14 protein-coding genes are annotated in these 15,315 nt (G+C 60.7%); 7 read left to right on the top strand and 7 right to left on the bottom strand.

Annotated features, from left to right (window positions below; genetic code table 11):
* From NQL71_RS20800 to gloB, 4 genes are all read right to left on the bottom strand, one after another.
* Complete coding sequence (locus tag NQL71_RS20800; protein ID WP_046818049.1) at positions 1-1,842, bottom strand: extracellular solute-binding protein; 1,842 nt, start codon at positions 1,840-1,842, stop codon at positions 1-3.
* Positions 1,839-3,647: an extracellular solute-binding protein gene (locus tag NQL71_RS20795; RefSeq protein ID WP_410454528.1), complete on the bottom strand. Its 1,809-nt coding sequence runs from the start codon at positions 3,645-3,647 to the stop codon at positions 1,839-1,841. The genes NQL71_RS20800 and NQL71_RS20795 overlap by 4 nt, the downstream gene beginning before the upstream one ends.
* A 190-nt stretch (positions 3,648-3,837) precedes the next feature.
* Positions 3,838-5,274 (bottom strand): transglycosylase SLT domain-containing protein, encoded by a 1,437-nt coding sequence (locus tag NQL71_RS20790; protein WP_046818051.1) that lies wholly within the window; start codon positions 5,272-5,274, stop codon positions 3,838-3,840.
* 99 nt (positions 5,275-5,373) lie between these two features.
* On the bottom strand, positions 5,374-6,141 hold the full coding sequence (gloB, locus tag NQL71_RS20785; RefSeq protein WP_046818052.1) for a hydroxyacylglutathione hydrolase: 768 nt from the start codon (positions 6,139-6,141) through the stop codon (positions 5,374-5,376).
* A gap of 65 nt (positions 6,142-6,206) precedes the next feature.
* On the opposite strand from gloB, the gene NQL71_RS20780 reads away from it, so the two are divergent.
* The 5 genes from NQL71_RS20780 to NQL71_RS20760 all read left to right on the top strand — a co-directional run bounded on the left by NQL71_RS20780 (position 6,207) and on the right by NQL71_RS20760 (position 11,489).
* Positions 6,207-6,965: a class I SAM-dependent methyltransferase gene (locus NQL71_RS20780; protein ID WP_077183796.1), complete on the top strand. Its 759-nt coding sequence runs from the start codon at positions 6,207-6,209 to the stop codon at positions 6,963-6,965.
* 91 nt (positions 6,966-7,056) lie between these two features.
* Positions 7,057-7,509, top strand: coding sequence for a ribonuclease HI (gene rnhA, locus NQL71_RS20775; RefSeq protein WP_008062270.1), 453 nt, complete (start codon positions 7,057-7,059; stop codon positions 7,507-7,509).
* 213 nt (positions 7,510-7,722) lie between these two features.
* A complete protein-coding gene (dnaQ, locus tag NQL71_RS20770) occupies positions 7,723-8,481 on the top strand; it encodes a DNA polymerase III subunit epsilon (protein WP_046818054.1) in 759 nt (252 codons plus the stop codon).
* Positions 8,482-8,604: 123 nt separating this feature from the next.
* A complete protein-coding gene (gene ldcA, locus NQL71_RS20765) occupies positions 8,605-10,860 on the top strand; it encodes an Orn/Lys/Arg family decarboxylase (RefSeq protein WP_046818055.1) in 2,256 nt (751 codons plus the stop codon).
* A gap of 14 nt (positions 10,861-10,874) precedes the next feature.
* Entirely contained in the window at positions 10,875-11,489 is a 615-nt protein-coding gene (locus tag NQL71_RS20760; protein WP_046818056.1) for a GNAT family N-acetyltransferase, read from the top strand.
* Here the strand turns inward: NQL71_RS20760 and NQL71_RS20755 are convergent.
* Together NQL71_RS20755 and NQL71_RS20750 are read right to left on the bottom strand one after the other, a co-directional pair.
* Positions 11,455-12,348 carry a LysR family transcriptional regulator gene (locus tag NQL71_RS20755; protein ID WP_274643190.1) on the bottom strand — a complete coding sequence of 298 codons (894 nt, stop codon included), beginning with the start codon at positions 12,346-12,348 and terminating at the stop codon, positions 11,455-11,457. The genes NQL71_RS20760 and NQL71_RS20755 overlap by 35 nt on opposite strands.
* Before the next feature lie 88 nt (positions 12,349-12,436).
* Positions 12,437-12,670: a hypothetical protein gene (locus NQL71_RS20750; RefSeq protein ID WP_077183794.1), complete on the bottom strand. Its 234-nt coding sequence runs from the start codon at positions 12,668-12,670 to the stop codon at positions 12,437-12,439.
* 183 nt (positions 12,671-12,853) lie between these two features.
* On the opposite strand from NQL71_RS20750, the gene NQL71_RS20745 reads away from it, so the two are divergent.
* Entirely contained in the window at positions 12,854-13,414 is a 561-nt protein-coding gene (locus tag NQL71_RS20745; RefSeq protein WP_046818059.1) for an NADPH-dependent FMN reductase, read from the top strand.
* A gap of 9 nt (positions 13,415-13,423) precedes the next feature.
* On the opposite strand, the gene NQL71_RS20740 is transcribed toward NQL71_RS20745, so the two are convergent.
* Positions 13,424-14,083: a TetR/AcrR family transcriptional regulator gene (locus NQL71_RS20740; RefSeq protein ID WP_077183793.1), complete on the bottom strand. Its 660-nt coding sequence runs from the start codon at positions 14,081-14,083 to the stop codon at positions 13,424-13,426.
* A 56-nt stretch (positions 14,084-14,139) separates the two neighbouring features.
* Between NQL71_RS20740 and NQL71_RS20735 the strand changes: the two genes are divergently transcribed.
* Entirely contained in the window at positions 14,140-15,243 is a 1,104-nt protein-coding gene (locus tag NQL71_RS20735; protein ID WP_166620187.1) for a DUF2855 family protein, read from the top strand.
* Positions 15,244-15,315: the final 72 nt, after the last annotated feature.

Genomic DNA, 15,315 nt, shown 5'->3' with positions numbered 1-15,315 from the left:
TTACTCCATGCCCGCAGGGTCGGCTTGCAATTTGGTTTCGATCTCTATGGCCGGTTTCGCATCAGGCTTGATCCACCAGGTGTTGACGCCGATGTCGTATTTAGGCGAGACCTTGGGGTGGCCGATGTGGTTCCAGTAGGCCACGCGCCAGGTCTTGATGTGCCAGTTGGGTATCACGTAATAGCCCCATTGCAGGACCCGGTCCAGGGCGCGAGCATGGGCCACCAGGCTGCGGCGCGAGTCGGCGTTGATCAATTGTTCGACCAACTGGTCCACCACAGGGTCCTTGAGGCCCATGGAGTTGCGGCTGCCGGGCTTGTCGGCGGCCGCCGTCATCCAGAACTCGCGCTGTTCGTTGCCCGGCGAATTGGACTGCGGGAAGCTGCCGACGATCATGTCGAAGTCCCGCGAGCGCACTCGGTTGACGTACTGCGAGACGTCGACACGGCGAATCACCAGCTCGATGCCAAGGTCGCTCAGGTTACGCTTGAACGGTAGCAGCACCCGTTCGAATTCGGTCTGGGCCAGGAGGAATTCGATGCTCACCGGTTTGCCGTTGGCGTCGACCATCTTGTCGTCGACGATGCGCCAGCCGGCTTCTTGCAGCAGTTGGTAAGCCTTGCGTTGCTGGGTGCGGATCATGCCGCTGGCGTCGGTCACCGGGTTCTCGAACGCCTCGCTGAACACCTGCTCGGGAATCTTGCCGCGAAACGGGTCGAGGATCGCCAACTGATCGGCGTCCGGCAGGCCGGTGGCGGCCATTTCCGAGTTCTCGAAATAGCTGCGGGTGCGCGCGTAGGCACTGTTGAACAACTGCTTGTTGGTCCATTCGAAGTCCAGCAGCAGGGTCAGGGCCTGGCGCACCCGCACGTCCTGGAACACAGGGCGGCGCAGGTTGAAGACGAAGCCCTGCATGCCGGTGGGGTTGCCGTTGGGGATCTGTTCCTTGATCAGTCGGCCTTCGGTCACCGCCGGGATGTTGTAGGCGTTGGCCCAGTTCTTCGCGGTCATCTCCAGCCAGTAATCGAACTGCCCGGCCTTCAGGGCTTCCAGCGCCACGGTGTTGTCGCGGTAGTAGTCGGTGGTCATCACGTCGAAGTTGTAGAAACCACGGTTGATCGGCAGGTCCTTGCCCCAGTAATCCTTGACCCGCTCATAACGCACCGAGCGCCCGGCCTTGACTTCGGTGACCTTGTACGGGCCGCTGCCCAGCGGCACTTCCAGGTTGCCCTTGTTGAAGTCGCGGCTGGCCCACCAATGCTTGGGCAATACCGGCAACTGTCCGAGGATCAGCGGCAGTTCGCGGTTGTTGCTGTGCTTGAACTTGAAGAGCACCGTGAGCGGATCTTCGGCGACCACGTCGGCGACGTCGCTGTAATAACCGCGGTACATCGGCGCGCCATCCTTGACCAGGGTCTGGAAGCTGAAAACCACGTCTTCGGCGCGTACCGGATGGCCGTCATGGAAGCGCGCTTCGGGCCGCAGGTAGAAACGCACCCAATCGTTGTTCGGCGCTTTTTCGATCTTGCCGGCGATCAGGCCATATTCCGTGAAAGGTTCATCCAGGCTCTGCCGGGCCAGGGTGTCGTAGATCAAGTCGATGTCGTTAGCCGACACGCCCTTGCTGATGAACGGGTTGAGGCTGTCGAAACCGCCGAACCCGGCCTGGCGGAATTTTCCACCCTTGGGCGCGTCCGGGTCGACGTAATCGAAGTGTTTGAAGTCGGCCGGGTATTTCGGCGGCTCGTTGTACAGGGTCAGGGCATGTTGCGGGGCGGCGCAGGCCAGCCCTGCGAACAACAGTGCGCTGGCCTGCAGGAGCAGGGCGCTTGCGGATTTCATCGATCTTTCTCCGAAGATTTCAGCCACCACGCGCTCAGGCCCAGGGTGTAGGGCGGCGTCGTGACGAAGGCCAGCCGGTTGCGGTAGGCCAGGCGGTGATAATTGAGGTACCAGTTGGGAATGATGTAGTGCTGCCACAGCAATACCCGGTCGAGGGCCTTGCCGGCGGCGACCTGTTCGTCACGGCTCTTGGCCGCGAGCAGTTGATCGAGCAGGTGATCAACCAGCGGATTGGCGATCCCCGCGTAGTTCTTGCTGCCCTTGACCCCGACCTGGCTGGAATGAAAGTACTGCCATTGCTCAAGGCCCGGGCTAAGGGTCTGGTTGAGGGTCATCAGGATCATGTCGAAATCGAACTGATCGAGGCGCTGCTTGTACTGGGCCCGATCGACCGTGCGCAGCCTGGCATCGATGCCGATGCTGGTAAGGTTCTCGACGTAGGGCTGGAGGATGCGCTCCAGATTTGGATTGACCAGCAGGATCTCCAGGCGCAGCGGTTGCCCGGCCGCATTCTGCAGGCGCTGGCCATTGAGCTTCCAGCCGGCCTCGGCCAGCAGGGTCAAGGCCTTGCGCATGGTTTCCCGGGGGATGCCCTGGCCCTGGGTCTGCGGCAGGCTGAAGGGCTCGGTAAACAGCTTGGCCGGCAATTGCTCGCGATACGGCTTGAGCAACAGCCACTCATGGCCGACCGGCAGCCCGCTGGCGGTGAATTCGCTGTTGGGGTAGTAACTCATGGCGCGTTTGTAGGCGCCGCTGAACAATGTGCGGTTGGTCCACTCGAAGTCGAACATCAGGCCCAGTGCTTCGCGAACCTTGGCCTCGGCGAAGATCGGGCGGCGGCTGTTCATGAACAGGCCCTGGGTCTGGGTCGGGATCTGGTGCGGGATCTGCGCCTTGATCACCTCGCCACGGCGGCTCGCGGGGAAGCCATAGCCGGTGGCCCAGTTTTTCGCCTGGTGCTCGATATAGATGTCGAACTCGCCAGCCTTGAACGCTTCGAACGCTACGTCGCTGTCACGGTAGAACTCGACTTCCATGCGATCGAAGTTGTACTTCCCCCGGTTGACCGGCAGATCCTTGCCCCAGTAGTCCTTGACCCGCTCGAACACGATCTGGCGCCCTGGATTAACCGATGTGATGCGATACGGTCCGCTGCCCAGCGGCGGTTCGAAGGTGGTCGCCTTGAAGTCGCGACCTTTCCAGTAATGCTGCGGCAACACCGGCAACTCCCCCAGGCGCAGGATCAGCAAGGGATTGCCGGCACGCTTGAAGACGAAACGAATGCGCTGCGGATTGAGGATGTCGACACGCAACACTTCCTGAAGGTTGGTGCGGTATTGCGGATGACCTTCCTTGAGCAGCAGGCGGTAGGAAAATGCCACGTCGTAGGCGGTGATCGGCGTGCCGTCGTGAAAGCGTGCTTCGGGGCGCAGGTTGAATACCACCCAGCTGCGGTCCTCGCTGTATTCCACCGACTGGGCGATCAGGCCGTAACTGGAGGTCGGCTCGTCCCCGGAGGGCGCGTATTGGCCGGTGCCGACCATCAGCGGCTCGTTCAGCTCGTTGATGCCGTACTGCAGGAAATTCGCCGTGGTCACCGGGCTGGTGCCCTTGAAGGTGTAGGGGTTGAGCGTATCGAAGGTGCCAAATGCCATGACCCGCAAGGTACCGCCCTTGGGCGCTTGCGGGTTGACCCAGTCGAAGTGGGTAAATCTGGCCGGGTACTTGAGCGTGCCGAACTGCGCATAACCATGGCTTTCGCTGATCGTCGCGCTTGCGGTGGAGCTCAAGGCCAGGCTGATCAGGAGCGGGAGGAGGGGACGCTTCAAATAAGGAATCCGATCCGGGCGGCTTGGGCATTGTGGATCGTACAGTAACAGCTTGTATGGACAGGAAAAAGACGGCGGTTGATGGGGGTGCCGGTTGTGCGACGGCGGTGCGGGGAGGTCGGGTAACATGCGGATAAAAAAAGCCCCTGAATTCAGGGGCTCATTTTTAATGCGGGTTGGAAACCGTCAGCATCTGCCCCGGCTTCAACGCCTGGCCGACACGAGGATTCCAGCGCTTGAGGTGCTGCATTTCAACGTTGAAGCGCTTGGCCACCATGTACAGCGAGTCGCCTTGCTGAACCTTGTATTGCGACTGCGGCTTCTGGGTCTTGGACTTGGCCGCGACCACGGTGTTGATGCGCCCCGAGTTGCGCTTGCTGGTGTCTTGCATGACCAGCGTCTGGCCCGGCTTGAGATTCTTGCCGCTCAGCTTGTTCCAGCGTTGCAGGTCCTTGACGGCGACATTGTTGGCCTTGGCAATGGAGCCCAGGTTGTCGCCGCGCTTGACACGATAGCTCCGTTTGGCACTCGCCAGTTGAGTATCGTTCGAGCGTTCGAAAACCGGTTTGAGCGGCTTCTTGCTGATCAACTCTTCCGGGCGCATGGTCTGCAGGCTGGTGGTCAGTAGCTGTGCCTTGGACGTGGGGACGAGCAAGTGCTGCGGACCGTCGATAGTGGTGCGCTGCTTGAAAGCGGGGTTGAGCTGGAACAGCTCGTCTTCGTCGATGTTTGCCACCGCGGCGACCTTGGACAGGTCCATGCGCTGGTTGATTTCGACGACCTGGAAATACGGTTCGTTGGCGATCGGGTTGAGGTTCACGCCGTAGGCATCCGGCGCCATTACCACCTGCGAGAGTGCCAGCAACTTCGGCACATAGGCCTGGGTTTCGGCGGGCAGTGGCAGGTTCCAGTAGTCGGTTGGCAGGCCGAGTCTCTCGTTGCGCTCGATGGCGCGGCTGACCGTGCCTTCACCGGCGTTGTAGGCGGCCAGGGCCAGCAGCCAGTCGCCGTTGAACATGTCGTGCAGGCGAGTCAGGTAATCCATGGCCGCCGTGGTCGAGGCGGTGATGTCGCGACGGCCATCATAGAAACGGGTCTGGCGCAGGTTGAAGTAACGCCCGGTGGAGGGAATGAATTGCCACAGGCCCACCGCATTGGCCCGGGAATAGGCCATGGGGTTGTAGGCGCTTTCAATCACTGGCAACAGCGCCAGTTCCAGCGGCATGTTGCGCTCTTCGAGGCGTTCGACGATGTAGTGGATGTACAGGCTGCCGCGGTCGCCGGCGTTTTCGAGGAAGGACGGATTGCTGGCGAACCACAGGCGCTGTTGCTCGATGCGCGGGTTGACGCCCAGGCCGTCCTGGAGCTGGAAGCCTTGGCGCATGCGTTCCCAGACATCCTGCGGAACCTGCGGTGTGGGTTTCTCGCTGAGCCAGACGGGCTTCTGCTTGGCGCGCGCGGCAATGTTCGGCGTATGCGCCGCATCGGTCTGCGGCGCATGACTGGAACAGCCCGCCAATGTCGCGGACACAGCCACCGCTATGGCTTGCGCCAGGCGGGTGAGGGCGTCCGAATTGATGGCTTTGCGTATAGATGACGACATTGGCTGGAAGTAAGTTCCGGGCAAAAATGTCGGGCGATTCTAGAAAGCGCACCCTCTGCGGTCAACCTTTCAGAGTTTTTGGACCATCGTGCAAACAGCTCAGAACGTATCTTTCCAGGCCCTTAGTGCAGCAAAAACCATATCGGGCGCGGAGTTATCGGTGCCGGTCCGTTCATCCGCTTTTTCTTTAACGGATGTTTCGCCGGTGCGCAAAAACGGATTTGTACGCTTTTCCAGGGCCACCGTGGAGGGCAGCGTGATGACCCCGGCTTCCCGCTGGCGGGTCACGCTGGCCAGGCGTTCGAGGGTGTCGACGTTGCCGGGTTCGACCGCGACAGCGAAGCGCAGATTGCTCAGGGTGTACTCATGGGTACAGAACACCTGCGTTTCCCCGGGCAGGGCGGCGAGGCGCGACAACGAGCTGTACATTTGCCTTGGCGTGCCTTCGAACAGGCGTCCGCAGCCGGCGGCGAAGAGGGTGTCGCCACAAAACAGCAGGCCGGTGTGATAATAGGCAATGTGTCCCAGGGTATGGCCGGGAACAGCGATGATGTCGAAATCATGGCCTAGCACATTGATGCGATCGTTGTCCTCGAGGGCCACGTCCCGCGCCGGGATGTTTTCGCTGGCCGGGCCGTAGACGGTCGCGTCTGTCGCTTTCTTCAGCGCTTCGACGCCGCCGACATGGTCATGGTGGTGGTGAGTGATCAGAATATCGCTCAAGGTCCATTGCGGGTTGTCCTTGAGCCAGGCTTGTACTGGCGCGGCATCGCCCGGATCGACCACCGCACAGCGGTGGGTACGGGGATCTTGTAACAACCAGATGTAGTTGTCGGTGAAGGCGGGCAGGGCAGTGATCTGTATCATCGTCGGATTCGCCAAGCGGAAAACAATGGCGCATCTTAGAACTTCCTGGCGCGTTGGAGAATGCAATGACCGATAAAGCGTTCGCTCAGGCTGATCCTGACTGGCTGGCGTTGATCAGCGCAGCCCGTGAGTGGCTGTCCGGCCCCCTCGGGCAATTGCTGCTGGATGAAGAACGGCGCATGCTCGAAGACGAGCTGGGGCGCTTCTTCGGTGGCTACCTGGTGCATTACGGGCCGTCGGCCCAGACGCCGCCGTCGGCGCCGCAGGTGCAGCGCAACGTGCGCCTGGGTGCGCCGTTGCCCGGGGTCGAGATCGTCTGCGAGGAACAGGCCTGGCCGCTCAGTGAGCATGCCGCCGATGTGGTGGTGCTGCAGCACGGGCTGGATTTCTGCCTGTCGCCCCACGGTTTGCTGCGCGAGGCGGCGAGCAGTGTGCGGCCAGGTGGGCACTTGCTGATCATCGGCATCAATCCCTGGAGCACCTGGGGGTTGCGTCACGTATTTGCCCATGACGGCTTGCGCAAAGCGCGCTGCATATCCCCGTCGCGGGTGGCCGACTGGTTGAACCTGCTGGGGTTCGCGCTGGAGAAACGCCGCTTCGGGTGCTATCGTCCGCCGCTGGCTTCGCCCACCTGGCAGACTCGTCTGGCCGGTTGGGAGCGCAAGGCCGGTGACTGGCAGCTGGGCGGTGGCGGCTTCTATCTATTGGTCGCGCGCAAGATCGTGGTGGGCCTGCGGCCAGTCCGTCAGGAACGTCGCGAGCCGATGGGCAAGCTGATCCCGTTGCCGATGGCCAAGGTCAATCGTCGCAACATCGAACCGTGATACTCCCTTTTTTCCGGCCGGGGTAAAACCCGGTCCTGGGCGTCGTCGATCATCGATTGGCGAGCCACTGTATTTTTCTGGATAGATTGGCATGAGCGATAGCGTAGAACTCTTCACCGATGGCGCCTGCAAGGGCAACCCTGGTCCTGGCGGATGGGGCGCATTGCTGGTGTGCAAGGGGGTCGAGAAGGAACTTTGGGGCGGCGAAGCCAACACCACCAACAACCGCATGGAACTGATGGGCGCGATTCGCGGCCTGGAAGAACTCAAGCGATCGTGCGACGTATTGCTGGTAACCGACTCCCAATACGTGATGAAAGGCATCAACGAGTGGATGGCCAACTGGAAAAAGCGCGGCTGGAAAACCGCCGCGAAAGAGCCGGTTAAAAACGCCGACCTGTGGAAGTTGCTCGACGAGCAGGTCAATCGCCATAACGTCACCTGGAAATGGGTACGTGGGCACATTGGCCATCACGGCAACGAACGGGCCGACCAACTGGCCAACCGTGGCGTGGATGAAGTGCGTGGCTTCAAGCAAGCGTGATTTGAGCTCGACCGATGCACCGAGTCGCGACCTTCGCGAGCAAGCCCGCTCCCACATTTGATCTCCTTGAGCGCAAATCTTGCACTCCCCAGCGATCCAGTGTGGGAGCGGGCTTGCTCGCGAAGGGGGCGACACGCTCTATCTGAAAGACCCCGGCAGGCGTGTTAACATCGCCGCTTTTGCACGATTGACCGATTGAGAGCTGAGCACCCGATGGCCACCAGATCCGTTGTACTCGATACCGAAACCACCGGCATGCCGGTGACCGACGGCCACCGGATTATCGAAATCGGTTGTGTCGAGTTGGTCGGACGGCGCCTGACCGGCCGGCATTTTCACGTTTACCTGCAACCGGATCGCGAAAGTGACGAAGGTGCCATCGGCGTCCACGGCATCACCAACGAGTTCCTGGTGGGCAAGCCGCGCTTCGCCGAGGTGGCCGAAGAGTTCTTCGAGTTCATCAAGGGCGCGCAGCTGATCATCCATAACGCGGCATTCGACGTTGGCTTCATCAACAACGAATTTGCCCTGATGGGCCAGCACGATCGCGCGGACATCACGCAACACTGCTCGATCCTCGACACCCTGTTGATGGCCCGGGAACGTCACCCAGGGCAGCGCAACAGCCTCGATGCCTTGTGCAAGCGCTATGGCGTCGACAACTCCGGCCGTGAGCTGCACGGCGCCTTGCTCGACTCCGAGATCCTGGCCGACGTCTACCTGACCATGACCGGCGGCCAGACCAGCCTGTCCCTGGCGGGCAATGCCTCGGACGGCAATGGCTCGGGTGAGGGGGCGGACAACTCCGCCACGGAAATCCGCCGCCTGCCAGCCGACCGCCAGCCAACGCGCATCATTCGCGCCAGTGAAGAGGACCTGGCCCAGCACATGGCTCGCCTGGAAATCATCAGCAAGTCCGCCGGTGGGCCGGCGCTGTGGCTGCAGTTGGCAGAGGCCAAGGCCTCGGCGTAGATCCTGCCCTTGATAAGGCGCAGCTGACCCATTTCAGTGCGTCGAACTCGCCACATCCGCTCCAACCCTCTACCCTGAGGTGATTGGCAGTCTCTAGCCTGCCGCCTCAGGACACTGAGCACCATGTATAAAGATCTGAAATTCCCGGTCCTGATCGTCCATCGCGACATCAAGGCCGACACCGTCGCTGGCGATCGCGTGCGGGGTATCGCCAGGGAACTGGAGCAGGAAGGTTTCAGTATCGTCTCGGCGATGGATTACACCGAAGGCAGGCTGGTGGCTTCGACCCATCACGGCCTTTCGTGCATGCTGATTGCGGCAGAAGACGCCAGTGCTCATTCGCATCTGTTACAGAATATGGCCGAGCTGATCGGGCTGGCGAGGGTGCGCGCGCCGGATTTGCCCATCTTCGCCCTGGGTGAGCAAGTGACCCTGGAAAACGCGCCTGCCGATGCCATGGCCGAGCTCAACCAGTTGCGCGGTATTCTCTACTTGTTCGAAGACACCGTACCTTTCCTTGCACGCCAGGTGGCGCGAGCCGCGCGCAAGTACCTGGATGGCTTGCTGCCGCCATTCTTCAAGGCGTTGGTGCAGCACACCGCCGATTCCAACTATTCCTGGCACACACCCGGTCACGGCGGAGGGGTGGCGTATCACAAAAGCCCGGTGGGGCAGGCGTTCCACCAGTTTTTCGGGGAAAACACCCTGCGTTCGGATTTATCGGTATCGGTGCCGGAACTGGGCTCGCTGCTGGACCACACCGGGCCCCTGGCCGAGGCGGAGGCGCGTGCGGCCCGTAACTTTGGCGCCGATCACACCTTCTTCGTGATCAACGGCACCTCGACTGCGAACAAGATCGTCTGGCACTCCATGGTCGCTCGTGACGACCTGGTGCTGGTGGACCGCAATTGCCACAAGTCGGTGTTGCACTCGATCATCATGACCGGTGCCATCCCGCTGTATCTGTGCCCGGAGCGCAACGAGCTGGGGATCATCGGGCCGATTCCACTGAGCGAGTTCAGCCGCGAATCGATCCAGGCCAAGATCGACGCCAGTCCGTTGACCCGGGGCCGCGCGCCAAAGGTCAAGCTGGCGGTGGTGACCAATTCGACCTATGACGGCCTCTGCTACAACGCCGAGCTGATCAAGCAGCAGTTGGGCAACAGTGTCGAGGTCTTGCACTTTGACGAGGCCTGGTACGCCTACGCGGCGTTCCATGAGTTCTTTGCCGGGCGCTACGGCATGGGCACGTCGCGCAGTGAAGACAGTCCGCTGGTATTCACTACCCATTCCACGCACAAGTTGCTGGCGGCCTTCAGCCAGGCGTCGATGATTCATGTGCAGGACGGTGGCGCCCGGCAGCTGGACCGCGATCGATTCAACGAAGCCTTCATGATGCACATTTCCACGTCGCCACAGTACGGCATCATCGCTTCGCTGGATGTGGCGTCGGCGATGATGGAGGGCGGGGCCGGGCGTTCGCTGTTGCAGGAAATGTTCGACGAAGCCCTGAGTTTTCGCCGGGCACTGGCTAATCTGCGCCAGCACATCGCCGCCGACGATTGGTGGTTTTCCATCTGGCAGCCGCCGTCGGTGGAAGGTATCGACCGGGTGGTGACCGCGGACTGGCTATTGCACCCGGCGGATGACTGGCACGGCTTTGGCGAGGTGAGCGATGATTATGTCTTGCTCGATCCGATCAAGGTCAGCCTGGTGATGCCGGGCCTGACCGCGGGCGGCGCGCTCAGCGAACGCGGAATTCCGGCGGCGGTGGTCAGCAAGTTTCTTTGGGAACGCGGGCTGGTAGTCGAAAAGACCGGGCTTTATTCGTTCCTGGTGTTGTTCTCGATGGGCATCACCAAGGGCAAGTGGAGCACGCTGCTGACCGAGCTGCTGGAGTTCAAGCGCAGCTACGACGCCAACGTCAGCCTGGCCAGCTGCTTGCCTTGCGTCGCGCAGCAGCATGGTGCGCGCTATCAGGGCATGGGCTTGCGTGACCTGTGCGATCAGTTGCACGCCTGTTATCGCAGTAATGCCACGGCCAAGCACCTCAAGCGGATGTACACGGTGCTGCCGCAAATCGCCATGAAGCCGGCGGACGCCTATGATCAGTTAGTACGTGGCGAAGTCGAAGCGGTCTCGATCGATGCCCTGCAGGGGCGCATCGCAGCCGTCATGCTGGTGCCATACCCGCCGGGCATTCCGTTGATCATGCCCGGCGAGCGATTTACCGAGGCGACCCGCTCGATCATCGACTACCTGGCGTTTGCTCGCACGTTCGACAGCAGCTTCCCGGGTTTCGTCGCTGACGTGCATGGATTGCAACATGAAGACGAGGGCAATGGACGGCACTACACCGTCGATTGCATCAAGGAATGAGGACCTTTCCCAGTATGCAACCGGTCATGAATCCGAATTACCCAGGGCTGTCGGTGCGTGTGGCCGACGAGGGCTTTGCCGCCTACATCTGGGGCAGTGATTTCAGTTTTGAAGTCGCCGCCTACGGTACTCCCGCAATAGGACACCCCGTGGAGCAGTGGCGGGTCACGCCAATCACCCCTTATCGCAAGTGCTATGGCATCGATCCGGAGGAGTTCAGCAGCTTTCGCGATGCCCCCGACAGTGCGATTTTCATGGCGTACCTGGACGATGAACCCGTGGGCCACCTGGTGATCAGTACCAATTGGAATGGCTTTGCCCATATCGACGAACTGGCGGTGCATGCACCGGCCAGGCGACACGGTGTGGCCAAGGCGTTGCTGGATGTGGCGCAGTTCTGGAGTCGCAAGAAGAAACTGCCTGGCATCATGCTCGAAACCCAGAACAACAACCTGGGTGCCTGCCGGTTATACGAGCGTTGCGGTTACGTGGTCGGCGGCATTGACCATCTGCGTTATCGGGGTATTGATCCCAACACTGCCGAAGTGGCGCTGTTCTGGTATCGATTGTTCGACAACCCGCTGGAACACCCGATCAGTTCGCCAACATCACCACGGCTTGTTCCGTGATGATCGTTAGCAACGCCTGGACGGCGGGCGAGGGCTCGCCGTTCTTCAGCGTCAGGGCATAAAGGCTGACCGGTACGGCCGGTGCCAGCGGGCAGGCATCGAGTCCGCCCCCTTTGGCGCCGAGGGCGGTGAAAGGGTCGACAATGGCCAGGCCTTCGCCGGCCTCGACCATGCTGCGCATCATCTGGTGAGTCTGCACCCGGGTCTGTATGACCGGGGCCGGCCGCAGGGCATGCAGTTTGTGTTCAAGTGCCGGGCTGAGCGGGTCATTGCCTTCCAGGCCCACCATCGCCTGGCCGGCCAGGTCCTGTAGCGAGATGTATTTCTGTTTGGGTTGCAGCCAGCCGTGGGGGGCGAGCAGTTGCAGCTTGCCCTGGGCGATCGGCTGGCAATGAATATCGGCGTGATCGGGATCATGCAGGCTCAGGCCCAGATCGCTTTCGCGCAGCAGCAGGCTTCGGACGATGTCGCGGGTGGGTTGACTCAAGAGGGTGCAAGGTGCGTCGGGCAGGCGTCGGCGCAGGGCAGCGATGCTTTGCGGCAACAGATGCTGGGCCAGGGGCGGGGTGCAGATGATACGCAGCGGTGGCGCCAGGTATTGCCGCAGGCTATTGGCCAGGCGCTGCAGCGGTTCGAGGGCATCGTAGACACGGGTGATTTCAACCTGCAACTCCCGCGCTTCACGTGTGGCCTGCAGGCGCCCGCGAACACTGGCGAACAGCATGAAACCCAACTGATCCTCGGCGTCACGCAAGATGCGTTCGACTTCGGCCACCGGCAACTGCAGCCATTCGGCGGCGGTGCCCAGGTGACCGGTCTGCAGGAGCGCCTGGATCACTTCGATATGGCGTAAGCGCATGCGTGAAGTCCATGTTCAGCAGGTGAAGGAGTCAGCAACTGAATCCTAACCCAAGTCTGCGCATCTGCCTTCTGCTCATAACATCGAGTTATGAAACGACGTTTACCGGTTCGCGGGTGATAGTCACGCCCGACTGCACCAGCATGAATTCGTTTTCATCGAGCTTGTTCACGCGATCGCCAATGGCCAGCTTGTAGGTGGTGACGGGCGTCGAACCGGCAAAACCGTCTACCGGCGGGGTGGATTCCTGGAACTCATGTACGGAATAAATGCGGCCTTCCGCGTCTCTTGCATGGAACTGACCGACGAGTACTGCTGCCATCTGCTTAGAACCTCTGGAGATAAATCACTCAATGTGCGGTTGGATAGACCGCCATCGAGTACGGTAAGTTTTCCTGCACAAAAAAAATATAATCAGGACGCGATATACCCGCATTCATTGGTTGAACTCTCGCCTGATCATCTATAACTACAGGCTCCTCCCACGGACAATCGAGAGTCATCCATGAGCAACGTCTATAACATCGCCGTAGTGGTTGGCAGCCTGCGCAAAGCATCGATCAACCGCAAGGTCGCCCTCGCGCTGGCGGATCTGGCGCCGGCCAACCTCAAGCTGAACATCGTCGAAATCGGTGATCTGCCGCTCTACAACGAAGACATCGATGGTGCTTCACCGCCGGCAGCCTACAGTACTTTCCGACAACAAGTCAGTTCATCCGACGCAGTGCTGTTCGTCACCCCGGAATACAACCGTTCAGTGCCGGCCCCGTTGAAAAACGCCATCGACGTGGGTTCGCGGCCCTATGGCAAGAGTGCCTGGAGTGGCAAGCCGGGGGCAGTGATCAGTGTTTCGCCGGGTGCGGTCGGTGGGTTCGGTGCAAACCATAACCTGCGCCAGTCCATGGTGTTTCTCGATGTGCCGATGATGCAGCAGCCGGAAGCCTACCTGGGTGGCGCCGGTTCGGCGTTTGACGAGGCGGGCAACCTGTCCGAATCGGTCAGGCCGTTCCTGCAAAAGTTTATCGATGCCTACGGGAAGTGGGTCGAACAGCACAAAAAGCTTTGATGGCTGGGATTACATAGCGCTGGCCAGTCGGCCACAGATCAGCGTTTCCATTTCCGACAACCATGCGGCGGTTTGCGCCGCCGCAGGTTGCGCGGTGACGCAGTAACGCCGTCCACCCCAAGCCATGATGACCCAGGCATCGATCGTTGCCTGGGAGGGCTGTACTGGCAAGTCGGTACAGGCCGCGAACGCTTCACGCCATTTTCGTGACAGTTCGTCGAACACCCTTCGATGATGTTTCGGCTCGGCGATCTGGTGTTCGATGAGCGACACGGCATGGTTGAACAGGGGCTGGCGAGCATCAAAGGGATTGCAGGTCATGTAGATGAGGCGTTTGATCCGGGTCGGCCAGTCCAGGTCATTCGCTTTGACAACGGATTCATCCAGGTGCCGTAACAGGGCATCCAGTTGATGCCGTATGTAACCGGACAGCAAAGCCTCCTTGCTCGGGAAATAGTCATACAGCGTACCAATCGCTACGCCAGCCTCCAGGGCCACCTCCCGGGTGGTCAAGCCGGACCAGCCATTTCTCTGCCAAATCCGAACAAAAGCCTGGTAAATCGCTTCGACGGTGAAAATCGCCCGGGCCTGGCTCGGCCGTTTCAGCGGTTTTGCCCGGGGATTGACGGTGGGCTCGCCGCCCTTGGAGTTTCCGAACCCGCTCTTCATCGGCTGCCATTACTCTGGTGCTACCCGCCACACTTGCGCAGCAGGAGACTGGAAAGATGCAAAGTTCAAGTACGGTAACACGGCTGATAACCCGTAAAAACGCCCTTGACCAAAGCCGGATCGAACGAGTGCAACGAAGCCTGATCCCGGCAGTCGGCGAGGTGATTCTGAAGATTGACCGTTGCGCGCTGACGACCAACAACATTACCTACGCCGCCTATGGCCATTCGATGAACTACTGGGGATTTTTCCCTACAGGTTTGCCGGACTGGGGGCATGTCCCAGCCTGGGGCTTTGCCGACGTCGTGGCCTCTGAGGTGTCGGGCATCAAGGTTGGGGAGCGCTTCTACGGGTACTTTCCGCTGGCCAGTCATCTTTGGATGCGCCCCGAGCGGGTCACCGAGCGTGGTTTCTACGACGGTGCCGAGCATCGACTCGGGTTGACCTCGGCATACAACCAATACACCCGTTGCAGCTGGGATTCGTACTACAGCCCGGCAACCGAAAACCTGCAGATTTTGCTCAAGCCGCTGTTCCTGACCTCTTCAATGCTCGCAGACTTTTTGCAGGACAAGCAGTTCTTCGGCGCAACCCGACTGGTGTTCTCCAGCGCTTCGAGCAAAACCGCCTACGGCAGCGCAGCCTGTCTGGGTGATCATCCCGAGCTGGAACGGGTAGCACTGACCTCGGCCGGCAATAAAGCCTTTGTCGAGGCCCTCGGTTGTTACCAGCGAGTGGTGTCTTACGCGGAGCTGGCGAGCCTGCCCAATGACCGTCCTACGCTGTATGTGGATTTTTCCGGCGACCTGGATCTGCGTGACCGGGTGCACCGGCATTTTGCCGGGCGGTTGGTCTACAGCTGCTTTGCCGGCTCGGCACAGAGCACCGATGAGGCCCGGTTGACGGCTATCGAGGGGCCGCAACCGGTGTTCTTCTTTGCGCCAATCCAGATCCGTAAACGCAATGCCGATTGGGGGCCGGAAGGTGTCAGTCAGCACATCGGTGAGGGGTTGCTGGCGTTTTTCCAGAAGGTGACGGCCGGAGAATCGCCGTTGCTGGAGGTGGTGGAGAGTCAGGGTTACGAGGCGGCCCAGGCGGTTATTTGCCGTTTGTTTCATGGAGAGGTCGCGCCGGTGGTGGGGCATGTGATTCGGTTGTAACCGAGACGGCCCCTTCGCGAGCAGGCTCGCTCCCACAGTTCAAATGCAGTCCCTTGTGGGAGCGAGCCTGCT

It is taken from the genome of Pseudomonas serbica (genome assembly GCF_028823535.1).
In the GTDB taxonomy this organism is placed as follows: Bacteria; Pseudomonadota; Gammaproteobacteria; order Pseudomonadales; family Pseudomonadaceae; genus Aquipseudomonas; species Aquipseudomonas serbica.
This window is presented reverse-complemented; position numbering and strand designations above follow the sequence as displayed.

Excerpts from the sequence above, each read along its gene's own strand:
- NQL71_RS20800 (WP_046818049.1), bottom strand. The coding sequence starts at position 1,842 with ATGAAATCCGCAAGCGCCCTGCTCCTGCAGGCCAGCGCACTGTTGTTC.
- NQL71_RS20790 (WP_046818051.1), bottom strand. The coding sequence starts at position 5,274 with ATGTCGTCATCTATACGCAAAGCCATCAATTCGGACGCCCTCACCCGC.
- gloB (WP_046818052.1), bottom strand. The coding sequence starts at position 6,141 with ATGATACAGATCACTGCCCTGCCCGCCTTCACCGACAACTACATCTGG.
- NQL71_RS20780 (WP_077183796.1), top strand. The coding sequence starts at position 6,207 with ATGACCGATAAAGCGTTCGCTCAGGCTGATCCTGACTGGCTGGCGTTG.
- rnhA (WP_008062270.1), top strand. The coding sequence starts at position 7,057 with ATGAGCGATAGCGTAGAACTCTTCACCGATGGCGCCTGCAAGGGCAAC.
- dnaQ (WP_046818054.1), top strand. The coding sequence starts at position 7,723 with ATGGCCACCAGATCCGTTGTACTCGATACCGAAACCACCGGCATGCCG.
- ldcA (WP_046818055.1), top strand. The coding sequence starts at position 8,605 with ATGTATAAAGATCTGAAATTCCCGGTCCTGATCGTCCATCGCGACATC.
- NQL71_RS20760 (WP_046818056.1), top strand. The coding sequence starts at position 10,875 with ATGCAACCGGTCATGAATCCGAATTACCCAGGGCTGTCGGTGCGTGTG.
- NQL71_RS20755 (WP_274643190.1), bottom strand. The coding sequence starts at position 12,348 with ATGCGCTTACGCCATATCGAAGTGATCCAGGCGCTCCTGCAGACCGGT.
- NQL71_RS20750 (WP_077183794.1), bottom strand. The coding sequence starts at position 12,670 with ATGGCAGCAGTACTCGTCGGTCAGTTCCATGCAAGAGACGCGGAAGGC.
- NQL71_RS20745 (WP_046818059.1), top strand. The coding sequence starts at position 12,854 with ATGAGCAACGTCTATAACATCGCCGTAGTGGTTGGCAGCCTGCGCAAA.
- NQL71_RS20740 (WP_077183793.1), bottom strand. The coding sequence starts at position 14,083 with ATGAAGAGCGGGTTCGGAAACTCCAAGGGCGGCGAGCCCACCGTCAAT.
- NQL71_RS20735 (WP_166620187.1), top strand. The coding sequence starts at position 14,140 with ATGCAAAGTTCAAGTACGGTAACACGGCTGATAACCCGTAAAAACGCC.